Source organism: Candidatus Bathyarchaeia archaeon (genome assembly GCA_038883335.1).
Taxonomy (GTDB): domain Archaea; phylum Thermoproteota; class Bathyarchaeia; order Hecatellales; family Hecatellaceae; genus JAVZMI01.
Window position 1 is genome coordinate 47,565 of record JAVZMI010000005.1, and the last position, 13,984, is coordinate 61,548.

Sequence of the window (13,984 nt, forward strand, 5' to 3'; positions counted from 1 at the left end):
ATTCGCAGGTGCCACAGGCTACCATGGTGTTCGCGAGATGGGGCAATGCTGGGACAGATTGTTAGAGCTGGATAAGCGGTATTACTTGTTTAACTACTATGCCGCAGAAGAGTATGCTCCTACGCTGATAACCGAGACCGATGGAGCCTATATAGTTGACGATAAGGGGAATAGGCTACTAGACTTAACCGCTCAGTTGATGTGTGTAAACCTCGGAAACCGCCACCAAAAGATCCAGGCGGCCATAAGGGAGAGTCTCAACAAATTTGGATATGTCTGGGAGAAGTACCCCACCGAGGAGAGGATCAAAGCTACCTGCCTTCTGATGGAGAACATCTTGGGAAGTGATGGCTGGGCGGGTAAGTTGCGGTTTGTAAGCACGGGGAGCGAGGCTGTGGAGATGGGTCTAATGTTGGCTAAGCTATTCATGAACCGCCCCAACATATTCACAAGGCTTTGGGCGTATCACGGGTGGACTGAAGCCGCGAGATCCTGCACAATGATTCGGGGTATCCGCGGGCTGCTATCCTCCAGAAAAGGCTATATAAAGGACATCCCAGCTAACCACACAGGAGGTTACTTTGTCGCTCCACCACCTTACTGTTACAGGTGCCCTCTAGGTAGGGACTATCCTGACTGTAAGGTGAGTGGTAAGCTGGGCTGTGTCACTTTTACAGAACATCTCATCGAAGCTGTTGGCGCCGAGACTGTCGCTGGAGTTATCACAGAGGTGGTGATGGGTGTGGGGGCGGTTGTCCCACCTCCGGAGTATACTCCTCAGATGAGAAGATTAACTCACAATTTAGGCTTACTCTGGATAGATGACGAGGTGGTATGTGGCTTTGGGAGGACTGGCAAATGGTTCGCATACCAGCACTATCTGCCAGAAGTGAAACCTGATATAATGATCCTAGGTAAAGGGTTGACAAGCGCCCAGCTGCCAGCCGCCGGCGTAGTTGTAAGCAAAGAGATCGCCAAATTCTTCGAGGACTATCGCTGGTGGCATGTATCCACATATGGGGCTCACCCCATCGTGATGGCCGTTGTGGCGGCTAATATAGAGGCCATGCTGGAGGATGGTGTAGTTGACCACGCCGCCAAGATCGGCGAATATCTCGGGGAAGGCTTGAGAAGTCTTCAAGATAGGCATAGGTGCGTTGGCCATGTGGCAGGTGTGGGGATGTTCTGGACGGTTGAGATAGTTAAAGACCGAGATACCAAGAAACCATTTATAGAGGAAGATAGGGGGGCGCTCTATACAGGCGACACCTCAAACTACCCTGTGAGCATAATCGCATCCAAGTGCTTAGAAAAAGGTTGCCTTATAGGAGGGTTCACACCAAACACACTCCGCATAACGCCGCCGCTGACCTTAAATGAGGAGGAGGTGGACAAAGGTCTGGCGGCTCTAGACTATGCGCTGGCGGCTGTAGATAAAATGTGCCCCCTCAATCGTTGAGAGTGACCCATCTCCCAAGCTTTGCGGCTCTAGCCTTCCTGTAAGCCCTTTCAGCAGCCGAGACATCCTGTAAGGAGAGCCCCGTAGAGTCGAAGATTGTAATCTCGTCGTCGGAGGTCCTTCCAATCTTTGCGCCTGTAAGAACTTCCCCCAGCTCCCCGCGAATATCATCCTTCGTAATAAACCCTTGGCGAAAGGGAACATTCATCTCTCCACTGTGAATCGCCTGCTCCACATCATCCACAAATATCCTTGCCCGCTTCAGAAGTAGGGGATCAAGCTCCTGCTTGCCCGGGGCATCAGCCCCTATAGCATTTATATGAGTTCCAGGGCTGATCCAACTGCTCTCCACAATGGGAGCCCTGCTTGGCGTCTGAGTGGAGACCACATCGGCTCCCTCGACGCATCTTTTTACATCTTCACAGGGGGTGAACCTAAATTTAAACTGGCGGCGATTTACCTCAATGAACCTTCTGAGAGCCTCATCACTTAGATCCGTTACTCTTACCTCTTCCAGATGTGGCAGTACCGCACTTATACATTTAAGCTGTGCCGAGGCTTGAACTCCAGCACCGACTAAAGCCAAAACACGGGAGTTGGGTCGCCCCAAATGTTTCGTGGCGATGGCTCCGGCAGCGCCAGTTCTCATAGCGGTTATCCATGTACAACCCATTATCGCTAGAGGGCTTCCAGTCTGGGGATCCGCCAGGATCATCGTGGCGATGATTGAGGGTAGCCCATACTTTTTTGGGTTGTCCGGGTGGGCATTGACCACTTTCACACCTGAAATGTTAAGGCTCTCGATATAGGAGGGCATGGTTCTAAGGTCGCCGCCATACCTCTCGAAGAAGAGGTAGCTCTTCGGTGGCATCTGTGTCTTCCCCAAAGCTTTCTCTTTGAAGGCTAACTCCGCCGTCTCGAGGAAGTCCTCTATCTCCAGTGCCTGTTTTACCTCGCTTTCAGAAAGAAGAAGTATGCGTTTAGCCAGCTTCCCTTACCCACCTAGTGAAGAATAAATTTTGATCAACCTATTTTAAAAGTTCCTATATGCTCTCAACGTTAAGACGCTGTTCACGCGTATCTCGGCAGTAGTCCCTTACCTCGCCCTTTACAACGTTAACCATATCGTCTGCCCTTAACCTCCAAAGCCTACTATGAGCTTGGCAAATTCATTAAAGCCCCAATGCAGACGGCTGATCGGGAAAGCTTCCGGTTACTTAAGATGCAGGGTTATGCGGGGGTAACTATTAGGGCAACTTTTAAATCCGCCTCTAAGAAGTTACTTTATGGCTGAGTAAGGTTTTCCGGTTAGGCGTACGCCCGTAACTCTCTGGTTTGGGTTGGGGGTTCCAGATGGAAGTTGGATTTACGCTGAAAGATAGGATTAACGAGCTTGCGAAACAACTGGAAGTTTACGGTTTCACCTACAAGGAGGCAGTTGTCTACCTTAATCTTCTTGCAAAAAATGGTTGCAAGGCTTCTGAACTTGCTGAAACCTTGGGGATGCAGAGAACTGCCGTCTATGAAATTCTTAATGAGCTGCAGAAGAGAGCGGTAGTTCAAAGGACACTCGAGAAACCTTTTAGATATAGCGCCCTACCTGTGGCGAACGTGATAACAGCGCATCTTGCTGAGTTTACCCAGAAATTAAAGGAGAAAGAAGCTAATAAAGCTAAAATTCTCGCCAACTTGGATTTTCTTCCCGTCAAGAAACCTACGGATGTTGAATTTTTCCAGCTAGTTCAGGGTAGGGATGTAATCTATGGTAAAGTCAGGGACCTATGTAGCGTAGCTGAAGAAGAAATCCTGATAGCCTTGAGCCAACCCCTCTCGATTATTGTTAAGTATGATTTGGACAGCGTGTTCAGAAGTGCGCGGAGTAATGGGGTCAAGGTTAGATTGTTGAATGATCTGCAGCGATCTGAAACGTCTCTAGTAAAGAAACTGTTGAGGGTCTGTGAGATCCGCCATGCGTCCACTCTCTGCTCAGACTTTTTCATAGTCGACAAGCATGTCTTGATGGTTTTGAAAAATAACCCGGATGCGCCATCTAAAGATACTGCACTCTGGTTAGACTCAGCTGGATTTAGGAGTGCGATGAGAGCTCTATTCGGCGAATGGTGGCATATGAGCCTCGGCGCGAGGCAATATTTACTCGAGTTAAAGAAGAGCTGCGAGCATGGTGAAATTTTTTCATGCCTTAATTACGAGTGCATTAAACCCTACGCAATCCGTATGTACTACTCAGCCAAGGAGGAGATAGATCTAATGGGCCTAAGTGAAACAGCTTTGCCGCATCAGATAAAGGAGTGCCAGGAGATAATGAAAAATAAATCGGTGAACGAGAAAGTTCACGTTCGGGCCTTGGCGCACTTAAGCGGGCCGGTTTCCGATGGTCTACTAGACCTCGCAAAATATGTTGAGGTGCGGATAACCGACTTTGCTTGTGCGGCTATGCTTAGCATCGTAGACCAGAATGAGGTTCTCATCCAAGATCTTACAGGCTATAACGAGGCGGGGGCATGCTTGGCAACATGGATTCGCTCCCCTGCTGTTGCATCTTCATTCCGCCTCTTCTTCGAGTATGTGTGGGATAGTTCAACACCCTTCGATGAAATGGCGGTGCTTCCTTCCGGCAGTGTCATCTCAAAGAGTAAGTCTGTCTCTCTTGCCTCTTTAAAAGTCTACAGGCCTTAAAGTTAATAAAAAGGAATGGTTAGGTGGCCTTGTTCATTAGCCACCTTTTGAGGGTGTCTCTATTCTTTCGGCCGGTACAAAAACGGGTTAAAGCCGAAGATTTGGGTTAGTTTAGCGGCGGGGGTGGGTATTGCTCTTAACACGTCATCGCTTGTTAGTATGCCTACCAGTTTGTTAGCCTTGTCGACTACTGGTAGTCTCCGTATCATTTTCCTACGCATCAATTCAACAGCTTCACTTAAACTTGCATCTTGGTTGACTGTGACTACTGGTTTTGACATCACGTCACCAATCTTCGTGGTCAGTTCTTTTCCTGCGGCTAGACATTTCCTGATACAATCTCTCTCTGTGAGGATTCCAGCAATCTCGCCAGCTTCAACTACGACAACTGATCCGATGGCGTTATCAGTCATTAATTTAATTGCTTCTTTCACGGTGTTTTGGGGGCTGATAGTAACCACTTTCACTCTCATAGCATCTTTTACTTTTGTTGTTATGGGCAACGAGATTACACCTTCTCTTGAAAAGTTAGAGAGATAAAAAAAATAAAAGGTAAAGAGCTACTTGACTGCGTCCTTGTAGTAGTCCTCCCAGAATCTGTCGAAGTGCTTCCTAACGTACTCGCGGTTCTTCTTCCAGTCCCAGTCTATGTCGTCCTTGATTCCAACGTTGGGTGGGAAGGTTATGGCTCTAGTGTGGTAGTTGTATAGCTCCTTCCTGAAGTTGGCCAGACCGTTGTGGCACATCATGGTTCGCCTGTAGGCTCTCACAGCAGGTATGTCGAAGTGGGTGAAACAGTAGGCCTCACATGCAGCATTGGGGCAGGCAGATAGGATGCGTCCCTCATAGTCAGTGATGCAGCTAGCCCCTTGCATCGGGTAGGGTGGAGCGTGGAATGGTTCCCAGCCACCGTTAATGCCCATGCCGTACGCCATGTTGAACCAGCTGGATGATCTCGTTTCAAGGGCTATGTAGTCTTGTGGTGGGGTCACATAGGGGTCCATCAGGAGGAATGGGTGCAGCAGGATCTCAGCTCCGTTGAACGCAAGTTGCCTGGCAGGCTCTGGCTGCGTGCCGTCGTTGCAGATGAAGATACCTATGTTCCCAATCTCAGTCTTGGCTACTGGGAAGAACGGCTCCTCCCAACCAGCATTTATGAAGTCATGTGGGCTCGGCCAGAATTCGTCTGGGAGCCATGGGTTGGTTTTACGATATACCATTAATATTTTGCCGTCTGGGCCGAAGAGTGGTGCGGCGTCGAAGATTGTCTTGGGGAACTTGGGGTGGTCCTCAGACATGGATCCGAAGCACGCGTAGATGCGGTACTTCTTGGCTATCTCTCCGACACGGTCGGTGATGGGGCCTGGAACCCGCTCAGCAACCTGTCTAGCCTCTCTGATGCTTCTTGCGACGTAGCCAGATATCTGGTATTCTGGGAAGCAGAACAGTTTCACTGGGAAGCTGTAGCTGAACTGTTCCCAGCCCATGTTGACGAAGTCTTCCATCTGGTCTATGTTCTTGTATATTACGTCCTTGGAGAGCGTTGTGGCGAGCTCTTTTAGTTGTCTGTTTTGGCAGCCGACTGCTACATATCTTTCTATCAAAGGCATCTTTGCTTTCACTCCTATAGGTTTTTTCGATCTATAACTTGAGCCGTTATCGCATAAAAGATTGTGTACGTAAATTAGCTGACATACATGGCTTTAAAGGGACAATCCGCGATTAACCATACGCAGAAACTGGAGGAACCAAATATGTCGGAAGTAATTGCAGCTGCCGAAAGTATCTCCGCTCCTTGGCCGTTTGCACAAATATTTCCCGCCGAGTTAGCAGTGAAGAGACCACTGCCTTCATACTTCGGTCCTATACTGATCTTCGGGCTGTCTGGGGTTTTCACTGTGCTGGTGTGGTTCATGGGGCGCTTCAAGGGGAGAACAGCTGAAGAGATGTTCTCTGGGGGGAGAGATGTCGGTCACGGGATGAGTAACGCCGCAATCGTTGCAACGTGGGTCTGGGCGGCTACACTCATGATGAGCAGCTGGACTGGTTACACATATGGGCCTTCTGGTCCATGGTGGTACTCGCTGGGTGCGACGTTGCCTCTGCCTATATTCGCTTATCTGGGGCAGACCTTGAAGGTCAAGATGCCTTTGATCCACACGTACCCTGAATTTATCCTATTCAGACTGGACAGGAAGAACCACGTCTGCCAAGCGATCATCGCGATGATCGTCTGCCAGTGGGTTACGATAATGATCGTCTCCGGCGGATCCATTATGTATATGACATATACTGGTCTACCCTTCGAGTTATGTGCCCTCTGCATGTGCATCTCATTCGCCGCTTACATACTGGTCGCTGGAGCCTGGGCCGCCATATTCGCGGATATGGCTATGGGCTTAACCATCTACGTATGTCTTGGCATATGCATCTGGGGTTCAATGGTGTTACTTGGGCCGCTCAAGATTTGGGAGGGGCTCGTTCACCATTACACTACACATCCGATCATAGAGCCGTGGGGTCCCTACTCCAATGAGTTCTATAGGACGAACCAATGGGACTGCATCAACTACCTGAACGCTGCAGGTATAGGCTTCCTGATCGTCAACTCCGTAGGCAACTTGGGGGCTGTCCTCAACAACTCCACCTATTGGTCGATAGCCATCGCCGCAGATAAACCGAGAACCGTTTGGACCTCTTACATAGCCTCAGCGCTCTGTTGGGCTCCAATCCCGCTCTCGATGGCTACTTCAAGAGGCGTAGTAGGGCTAGCTTTAGGTGTTACATTAGGTGAGACGTATCAGGGAGGCCAACATGGTGTTCCGTTTGGAGGGGCTGAAAATGCTTACATATACTTCCAGGAGGCGGAGGCTGTAGCTCCGCTGACCGCCTTCACGGTGCTGGGCTATGTAGGGTTGATTGCTTTCTTCGTCGCGGTTGGAGCTGCGACCGTCAGCACTGGCGCCCATGAAACTATGTCTACTGTCACGAACTTCGTGAACGACCTATACCGCTACTATATAAGACCTAAAGCATCCGCTAGGGAGTTGCTGGTCCTTACTAGACTTATGGTGGGCGTATCTTTGGCCATAAGTTTCTTCATCGTCGTCATGTGGCGTTGGTTAGGCTTCACCTTTGCCGGCATGTATCAAGCGATGGGCATATTCTTCTCCTCAGCCGTCATACCACTATGTTGCGCTGCATTCTGGAAGGATGCCAACAGGGATGGGTGCTTCTGGGGGACAGTGATAGGTGCTGCTCTCGGAATCGCCTACTGGGTAGCGTGCGACTGGAGCCTAGACTGGCCGGTCGTCTGGGCGAACATCATAGTCACAGCTGTCTCATGCTTCATCTGCGTCGGCTGGAGCGCTATAAAGCCTGAGAATTTCGACTTCACAAAGATGGCCACAATAGACGTCTACATACACGAGGAGGTGTAAAGGATGGTTCAGGAGTTCGGAATCATAAACTACAACCTATGGACATGGACAATCCTCTACGGTGCGACACTCGTCTGGGGCAGTGCAGCAGCCTTCTACACATGGCTATACTGTCTAGGCGACATAAAACACCTGCCCGAGAAACTGCGGGAGAGCAAAAAGAGGATTATGGAAATTGAGGAGCGTAGGAGGAAGGCCGAGGCAGAAAGGAAGGCTAAGGGGTAAATGGAGGTTTAAAACTTCAAAAAATGGAGGTGAAAGATATGGCTAGAAGAATCTTGATAGCTCTAGGTGGCAACGCATTGAAACAGGCACATGAGGCTGGAACAACCCAGGAACAGTTCAAGAATGCCTACATAACTGCCCGAGCCATAGTAGACCTGATGGGAACCTTAGAAGGCGAAGATGACAGGGTCGCTATGACCCATGGAAACGGGCCACAGGCAGGGAACCTGCTGATTCAGCAGGAGGAAGCCACAAAGCTTGTACCTGCACAAGACTTTGATGTGGTTGGTGCCATGACGCAGGGGCAGATCGGCTACACACTCCAACAGGCAATACAGAACACGATGCTCGACCTCCCCCCAGGAGACTGGAGGAGGGAGATGGGCGAGAAAGGCTTGGTCTTCGGAGTAGTCAACCAAGTCTTGGTTGACATCAACGACCCAGACTTCCTAGACCCTACCAAACCCGTAGGCAACTTCTTCACAAAGGGAGAAGCTGAGGATCTCGTAAAGACCAAAGGCTATGTCCTTAACCCGCCACCAGGCAAAGAATACTTGGAAAAGAAGATGATGGGCTTCGTAATTAAACAGGTTAAACCTGAATCGGTTGAGCGGCGGTTCAGGCGAGTAGTTCCATCTCCAGACCCAATAAAGAACGTCGAAGGCGCAGCTCTCAAAGGCATGTTGGACATAGGCTACCTCATAATCGGTTCAGGCGGAGGAGGCATCCCGGTTGTGATGGACAAAGGCAAACTGAAAGGCGTCTTCGCGGTCATCGACAAGGACCTAGCCGGTGAACGTATGGGTGAAGCTATTGGTGCCAATGAGTTCTACATCTTAACAGATATCGATAGGGCTAGACTTAACTTCGGTAAACCGAACGAGAAGCCAATCGACCACATGGACATAGACGAAGCAAAGAAGTGGCTGGCAGAGGGGCACTTCTTACAAGGCAGCATGTATACTAAGGTAAAGGCGTGTATACGGTTCCTGGAGTGGGGCGGCTTAAAGGCTAGAATCGGCCACCTAGAACAAGCCAAAGAAGTCATAGCAGGTGTGAAAGGAACGGAGGTCTACAAATAGACCTCCCCCTCTCTATGTGGAGTGAGGAAAATGGGCTACGAGAAATATGGCTGGAAGAAGATGAGAAAGGAGGACAAGATCATCACAATAGTGATGTTCCTCTTCTTGCTAATCTTCTCAGCGATCTATGCATCTATGGCGCTGCCACAGATCGCAGGTCTCCCATACTACTACCCCTTCAAGTCCCCAGCATGGGAAGATACAGTATTCACCGCCGACTACCTAACGAAGCTATACTGGGACACCTACGTATACATCCCACCGCCACCAGGCATATACCCAGCATAAAAGAGGCTTAAACGCAAGCACATGTGAGGTGAGAAATATGGGTAGTGAAGAGGAAGCGGCTAAAAGAAGAGCAGAATACATGGAACGTCTCAAGAAGGGTGGCGAGATCGGAAGAGGCAAAGCGACCGAAACAGGAGCCCAGCCGATGAAGACACGGACGAAGGTTATAGTTTCCGTCGTCAACATAATCTTCGCTATAATTTATCTCTACTACCAGCTCGACAACCTCATGTGGTTGGGCTGGATCCCGTGGATGCCCGGCTTCCCAGGATATGCTGCCAACGTCCCACCCCCCGCATAGACCCGGACATGCGAACGCCGATAGGCAAATCCCCCTATTACACCTCTTTTTTATGCTTCAACAAACTCTCTAGATAATTATTCCACTCTAGTTTTGTGTGTGGTTTGGGGTTAAAATTTTTAGGCTCGCTGTACTAACTCTGCCGTTCCATGCCTCTTAAAAACTAATATTTCATAGGCTACACTAAGAAGCTTGAAGGTAAACAGTTCCACACTAAATGGCAAGCCATATGGGCGAAGTTAAAGGGTATTGATAGTTCACAGAAGTCATGGAATTTTAAGAACGAAGATCCTAAAAATAGTGAAATAAAGATAAATGGGCGGAGAGATCGTGCCCAGGAGGTTACACCCTTCGTAGAGGAAGGTGGGTGATACAGGTTAAGCCTTTTCCGCCATCTTCATGTATTCCTCGTACTTCGCCATCTGCTTGAAGAGACTTACACGTTCCGCCTGATAGTCCGAGTCCACTAGTGGGTATACCATCCAGACAGGGTACATTAACAGATTAGCCACAGGCATCCATGCAGGGTCTATCATCCCTGGTACGACCGTGAAGAGTATGCAAAGGATTGTTGTAATGTGTCCAGTCCAGCCCATAGTTCACACCTTAAATATTTTTGGCAGCCTTCATACTTATAAGCCTTTTCCAGAACTCAAAATAAACAACACCAAGCAGCCCCCTGTAAGTAAACCTTATATAATACGCAAAAGCGCACTTTGCTTTCAAACTCTAAAACGAACGGGTTGTCCAATTATGGAAGCCACGCAAAAGCTAAAACTCTTCGGGATGGGAGCCGAGAAAGGAAGATGGATCTTCGTCATCCTAGGCCTACTCATAAACATATGCATGGGTACAATCTATGCTTGGAGCGTCTTCAGGAAACCCCTTGAAAGCCTCTTCGCAGCCAGCGCTACAGAAAGCCTCCTACCGTTCATCCTCTTCCTGGCACTCTTCGGTTTCATGATGCCGTTCTCTGGAAAGTGGATGGACAAGTATGGACCCAAGAAGGTTGCGATGCTCGGCGGAGTAATGGTTGGGATCGGTTGGCTGCTTGGAAGTCGATCCACAAACATGGCACTGTTATCGATCACATACGGGGTAATAGGCGGGGCAGGGGTCGGTCTTGCATACGGTTGCCCTATAGGCGTATCTGGAAGATGGTTCCCAGACAAGAAAGGGCTAGCCGTGGGAAGTACAGTCCTAGGCTTTGGAATCTCGCCGCTAGTTACAGCACCCCTAGCCAACATGCTGATCTCACTCTACGGGCCACTCCAAACTCTCGCCTATTTGGGCGCAGTATTCCTTGTCGCGCTCGTAATACTCAGCCTGCCATTAAAATTCCCACCAGCAAACTGGAAACCGACAGGTTGGGCTCCTGAAGTCAAAGCTCAAGCTCCAGACATTGCGCTGAAAGAGATGATACACTCGAAGAGCTTCGTCGGACTGTGGGCATGTTACACAATAGGTACCCTAGCAGGTTTGATGGCGATAGGAATCAGCAGCCCAGTCGGGCAGGAAATCTTCGCCCTACCAGCAGCTACAGCCGCAACTTTAACAGGGACATTCGCCGTTTTCAACGGTATAGGAAGGCCTATTTTCGGAAGCCTGACTGACAAAATCACCCCACGCAACGCTGCGGTTCTAAACTTTGCAATAATCGCCGGCGCAGCGACTTCTCTTGGTCTATTCTCAGACTCAGGCCAGGTGTTCCTATACGTAGGCGCATTCATATGCCTCTGGTTCTGTCTCGGAGGCTGGCTAGCGATAGCTCCAACTGCTACCGCAACATTCTACGGCCTTAAGTACTATGGGTCAAACTATGGGGTGGTCTTTACAGCCTACGGCATGGGTGCAATAATAGGGAACCTGTTGGCTGGAAGTCTGCGCGACATGCTGGGAAGCTATGTGGCCGTATTCTTCCCAGTAGCTGGCCTAGCCGCGGTCGGAATCCTAATCGCTCTCGCCCTTATGAAACCGCCGGCGAAAAAAGCGTAGGTCTCATCCATCAAACCAAAGGCCATGTTATTGTTTCAAGATCGAAGTGTGCTGTTACTACAAAGTGGCGGCAAGACTGTTGGGTCTGGTGATCGGATAGAGACCTATTTTTTTAAGAATCGCCATTAAGACCCTGCTGCCTAAATGGTTTCCATTAAGGTAAAAATTTTCCGAAGCCTTGACAGTTGGAACCTTCAACTACTTGCTTCACTTTATATAAGTCAAATGTTACCGTCACAATGACAGCCAAGTTACGAGGTGTTTTAATCGAACGAATGGCCTGAAGATTAAGGTATACTGCCTAGTAGTTAAGTCGCAGTTGCGGCTAGCAAGGTTATCCGACATGGATAACAGAGCTGTATCCACCATCGTCGCAAACCTCCTAGCGATGGCTATTATTGTCTCTGTAGGTTCGAGCCTCTATACCTGGGTTGTGACAAGTTATGGAGCATATCAGAATATGGCGGCTGATCTTATCTCAAACCGAAGCGATGCGGCGAGAGAGCGCTTCATCATCGAGAAGGTATGGTTCATGGACACCGACGCCGACGCATTCTATGAAGAGGTGAAACTTTACATACGAAACATAGGTGGAGTTCAGATAACCGTCACAGACGTATCCATTAATGGGTTGGAAATAAGCATCGCCCCCCAGCTCCCCTTAACATTGGACTCAGGGCAGGTGAAAGAATTAGAGATAGCGTTGACGGAAGAAATTTCGAAGTGGGCTGTCGAACGGATTGATGTCACATCTGATCGCGGGTCCTCCATCGGAGGCTACTGGCAAGCATGTTAAAAATTGAGGCGTTGATGCTTAAACCCCTCCAGTGCAGGCGAGGTTTAGGCACAATTGCAGGCTCGATCTTTTTCATAATGATACTGATAGTCGGGATGAACTTTTTTCTCTGGCAAATGTCCCAATATGACAGTTACCAGAGAGTATTGGCGGAGGTCAATGCATCCGACCAAGAGAGGCTTAGTGAAGATCTAGACTTCCAGTATCCGGGCGTTAAACGTATAGGTGGGGCAGATTCTTACCTGTTCAAAATAATCGTTAACAATAACTGTCCGTTAGACGTCGAAATAGTCAGAATCTATGTGCATGACAAGAATCAGTCGACATTGGTGATCTTTGACGCGAAGTCTCCGAGTTCCACCTACGGGTTTGAAGATGGCTACATAGAGTCAGCTAAGTTTGCGCATGAGATCCAAATCTACTCTCCAATCCAGCTAGACGACACGCACAGTTATGAATTTAGGTTGGTAACGGAGCGGGGGCGTGTCTTTACAACAATCTACCCAATGCCCTTAACAACTGCGTTAGTATATGTCCAACAGTCTCAGGTCGTTTACTCTCACCATTCGATGAAAGTGAAACGCGAAGGATCCTACGATTGGAGGCCACCTTATGTTTCGACTGGAGATGTAAAGTCGGGTAATTTATACATACGCGCCGTTTTCGGCAATCTGGGGACTTCGCCTCTGGTGTTAAGCACAGATTCTGTCTTACTCTCACAGATAAGTGACGCAACCGCAAACGAAAAAGTTTTCTACATAGGTGGGCATCTTATAGACCCCGCAGCCAAAGGGTGGCCTGGCAGCTTAACGATAGAACCTGGCGCCACCCAGTACCTATACTTCCACATAGACTCTTGGAATGTGGAGGCTGGTAAGACACTGGTCTTCACAGGCTCGGCCGGATTAGTGGGAAGCATGGATGGTGAATTCTGGTCTGGAGCAATCTTGATGGATGCCTTGGAAGTCACTGGGTAACCTTTTTGTGTGGTCTCAATTTTTAGGTGGTGGCCTGGAGCTTAACCTCTGCTTATGTGAACTGTTAGAGTTGAAAGTAAGTCGTTAAGGTCTTCGGTCTCCACAACTATATCCGCAGCCTTCCTGATCTCCTCGTCTTTAGGGTTTAAAGCAATCCTAAGCCCAGCAATTTTGAACATGTCAAGGTCATATTTACTGTCTCCAACAACGACAAACTGGGAGAGAGGGACGTCCATCTCTCTCGAGATCTCACTCAGTATCTCACTCTTTCTACCTAAGGCAACACGGGTTACCTGATCCCCAGTTAACCGTCCTTCGCCGTCGAGTTTTAAACTGTTAGCAAACACTCGATCAGCGCCGATCTCCTTTGCAATCTTTTCGGCAAGAATATCCAAACCGTAGGTGACAAGGATGACAGTGTAACCTTCCTTCTTAAGCTTATTCACGGCTTCTTTAGCGTTTCTTATAAGGGTATAGTATTGAAGTGCTCTCTGAACTTCGCCAATGCATGGTAGTTCTCCACGTATCTTCCACAGCTCTATCTCTCTCCTCATCAACTGTGGGAAGTTAATTTTGCCATCGCAGTACTCCTCAATGTTCCTTTGCGTATCCTCCCATGGGATCTTGAAATGTCGATGGATGATTTCCCAGCATGTCTCCTTAATTAAGGTACCGTCAACGTCGAAGGCTACCACCTTATACTTCTTCATGGCAATTCTTAAGT

Annotated in this window: 15 protein-coding genes; 10 read left to right on the top strand and 5 right to left on the bottom strand. The window is 48.9% G+C overall.

Translation table 11 applies throughout. The features are described from left to right. The first annotated feature begins 37 nt into the window (after positions 1-37). On the top strand, positions 38-1,459 hold the full coding sequence (locus QXJ75_03685) for an aspartate aminotransferase family protein (GenBank protein MEM3737172.1): 1,422 nt from the start codon (positions 38-40) through the stop codon (positions 1,457-1,459). Here the strand turns inward: QXJ75_03685 and ala are convergent. Beyond that, complete coding sequence (gene ala, locus QXJ75_03690; protein MEM3737173.1) at positions 1,449-2,447, bottom strand: alanine dehydrogenase; 999 nt, start codon at positions 2,445-2,447, stop codon at positions 1,449-1,451. The genes QXJ75_03685 and ala overlap by 11 nt on opposite strands. A 365-nt stretch (positions 2,448-2,812) precedes the next feature. Between ala and QXJ75_03695 the strand changes: the two genes are divergently transcribed. After that, complete coding sequence (locus QXJ75_03695) at positions 2,813-4,156, top strand: helix-turn-helix domain-containing protein (GenBank protein ID MEM3737174.1); 1,344 nt, start codon at positions 2,813-2,815, stop codon at positions 4,154-4,156. 59 nt (positions 4,157-4,215) lie between these two features. Here QXJ75_03695 and QXJ75_03700 read toward each other — a convergent pair whose 3' ends face one another. Both QXJ75_03700 and QXJ75_03705 read right to left on the bottom strand, forming a co-directional pair. Then, positions 4,216-4,659: a CBS domain-containing protein gene (locus QXJ75_03700; GenBank protein MEM3737175.1), complete on the bottom strand. Its 444-nt coding sequence runs from the start codon at positions 4,657-4,659 to the stop codon at positions 4,216-4,218. Positions 4,660-4,716: 57 nt separating this feature from the next. After that, positions 4,717-5,766 carry a nitrilase-related carbon-nitrogen hydrolase gene (locus QXJ75_03705; protein ID MEM3737176.1) on the bottom strand — a complete coding sequence of 350 codons (1,050 nt, stop codon included), beginning with the start codon at positions 5,764-5,766 and terminating at the stop codon, positions 4,717-4,719. 144 nt (positions 5,767-5,910) lie between these two features. On the opposite strand from QXJ75_03705, the gene QXJ75_03710 reads away from it, so the two are divergent. The 5 genes from QXJ75_03710 to QXJ75_03730 are packed head-to-tail and all read left to right on the top strand — an operon-like array spanning position 5,911 to position 9,492. Next, positions 5,911-7,596, top strand: a complete 1,686-nt coding sequence (locus QXJ75_03710; protein ID MEM3737177.1) for a hypothetical protein — start codon at positions 5,911-5,913, stop codon at positions 7,594-7,596. Positions 7,597-7,599: 3 nt separating this feature from the next. Further along, positions 7,600-7,821, top strand: a complete 222-nt coding sequence (locus QXJ75_03715; GenBank protein MEM3737178.1) for a hypothetical protein — start codon at positions 7,600-7,602, stop codon at positions 7,819-7,821. A gap of 23 nt (positions 7,822-7,844) precedes the next feature. Then, a complete protein-coding gene (locus tag QXJ75_03720; GenBank protein ID MEM3737179.1) occupies positions 7,845-8,903 on the top strand; it encodes a carbamate kinase in 1,059 nt (352 codons plus the stop codon). Positions 8,904-8,933: 30 nt separating this feature from the next. Continuing rightward, a complete protein-coding gene (locus QXJ75_03725) occupies positions 8,934-9,191 on the top strand; it encodes a hypothetical protein (GenBank protein MEM3737180.1) in 258 nt (85 codons plus the stop codon). A gap of 28 nt (positions 9,192-9,219) precedes the next feature. Beyond that, positions 9,220-9,492, top strand: coding sequence for a hypothetical protein (locus QXJ75_03730; GenBank protein MEM3737181.1), 273 nt, complete (start codon positions 9,220-9,222; stop codon positions 9,490-9,492). 377 nt (positions 9,493-9,869) lie between these two features. On the opposite strand, the gene QXJ75_03735 is transcribed toward QXJ75_03730, so the two are convergent. Next, on the bottom strand, positions 9,870-10,088 hold the full coding sequence (locus QXJ75_03735) for a hypothetical protein (protein ID MEM3737182.1): 219 nt from the start codon (positions 10,086-10,088) through the stop codon (positions 9,870-9,872). Positions 10,089-10,245: 157 nt separating this feature from the next. On the opposite strand from QXJ75_03735, the gene QXJ75_03740 reads away from it, so the two are divergent. The 3 genes from QXJ75_03740 to QXJ75_03750 all read left to right on the top strand — a co-directional run bounded on the left by QXJ75_03740 (position 10,246) and on the right by QXJ75_03750 (position 13,260). Further along, positions 10,246-11,487, top strand: a complete 1,242-nt coding sequence (locus tag QXJ75_03740) for an OFA family MFS transporter (GenBank protein MEM3737183.1) — start codon at positions 10,246-10,248, stop codon at positions 11,485-11,487. A 319-nt stretch (positions 11,488-11,806) separates the two neighbouring features. Beyond that, positions 11,807-12,283: a hypothetical protein gene (locus QXJ75_03745; protein MEM3737184.1), complete on the top strand. Its 477-nt coding sequence runs from the start codon at positions 11,807-11,809 to the stop codon at positions 12,281-12,283. Next, on the top strand, positions 12,277-13,260 hold the full coding sequence (locus QXJ75_03750) for a hypothetical protein (GenBank protein ID MEM3737185.1): 984 nt from the start codon (positions 12,277-12,279) through the stop codon (positions 13,258-13,260). The genes QXJ75_03745 and QXJ75_03750 overlap by 7 nt, the downstream gene beginning before the upstream one ends. Before the next feature lie 41 nt (positions 13,261-13,301). Here QXJ75_03750 and QXJ75_03755 read toward each other — a convergent pair whose 3' ends face one another. Next, positions 13,302-13,970 carry an HAD family phosphatase gene (locus QXJ75_03755; protein MEM3737186.1) on the bottom strand — a complete coding sequence of 223 codons (669 nt, stop codon included), beginning with the start codon at positions 13,968-13,970 and terminating at the stop codon, positions 13,302-13,304. Positions 13,971-13,984 lie beyond the last annotated feature (14 nt).

Excerpts from the sequence above, each read along its gene's own strand:
- QXJ75_03710 (MEM3737177.1), top strand. The coding sequence starts at position 5,911 with ATGTCGGAAGTAATTGCAGCTGCCGAAAGTATCTCCGCTCCTTGGCCG.
- QXJ75_03755 (MEM3737186.1), bottom strand. The coding sequence starts at position 13,970 with ATGAAGAAGTATAAGGTGGTAGCCTTCGACGTTGACGGTACCTTAATT.
- QXJ75_03715 (MEM3737178.1), top strand. The coding sequence starts at position 7,600 with ATGGTTCAGGAGTTCGGAATCATAAACTACAACCTATGGACATGGACA.
- QXJ75_03740 (MEM3737183.1), top strand. The coding sequence starts at position 10,246 with ATGGAAGCCACGCAAAAGCTAAAACTCTTCGGGATGGGAGCCGAGAAA.
- QXJ75_03725 (MEM3737180.1), top strand. The coding sequence starts at position 8,934 with ATGGGCTACGAGAAATATGGCTGGAAGAAGATGAGAAAGGAGGACAAG.
- QXJ75_03735 (MEM3737182.1), bottom strand. The coding sequence starts at position 10,088 with ATGGGCTGGACTGGACACATTACAACAATCCTTTGCATACTCTTCACG.
- QXJ75_03705 (MEM3737176.1), bottom strand. The coding sequence starts at position 5,766 with ATGCCTTTGATAGAAAGATATGTAGCAGTCGGCTGCCAAAACAGACAA.
- QXJ75_03695 (MEM3737174.1), top strand. The coding sequence starts at position 2,813 with ATGGAAGTTGGATTTACGCTGAAAGATAGGATTAACGAGCTTGCGAAA.
- QXJ75_03720 (MEM3737179.1), top strand. The coding sequence starts at position 7,845 with ATGGAGGTGAAAGATATGGCTAGAAGAATCTTGATAGCTCTAGGTGGC.
- QXJ75_03685 (MEM3737172.1), top strand. The coding sequence starts at position 38 with ATGGGGCAATGCTGGGACAGATTGTTAGAGCTGGATAAGCGGTATTAC.
- QXJ75_03750 (MEM3737185.1), top strand. The coding sequence starts at position 12,277 with ATGTTAAAAATTGAGGCGTTGATGCTTAAACCCCTCCAGTGCAGGCGA.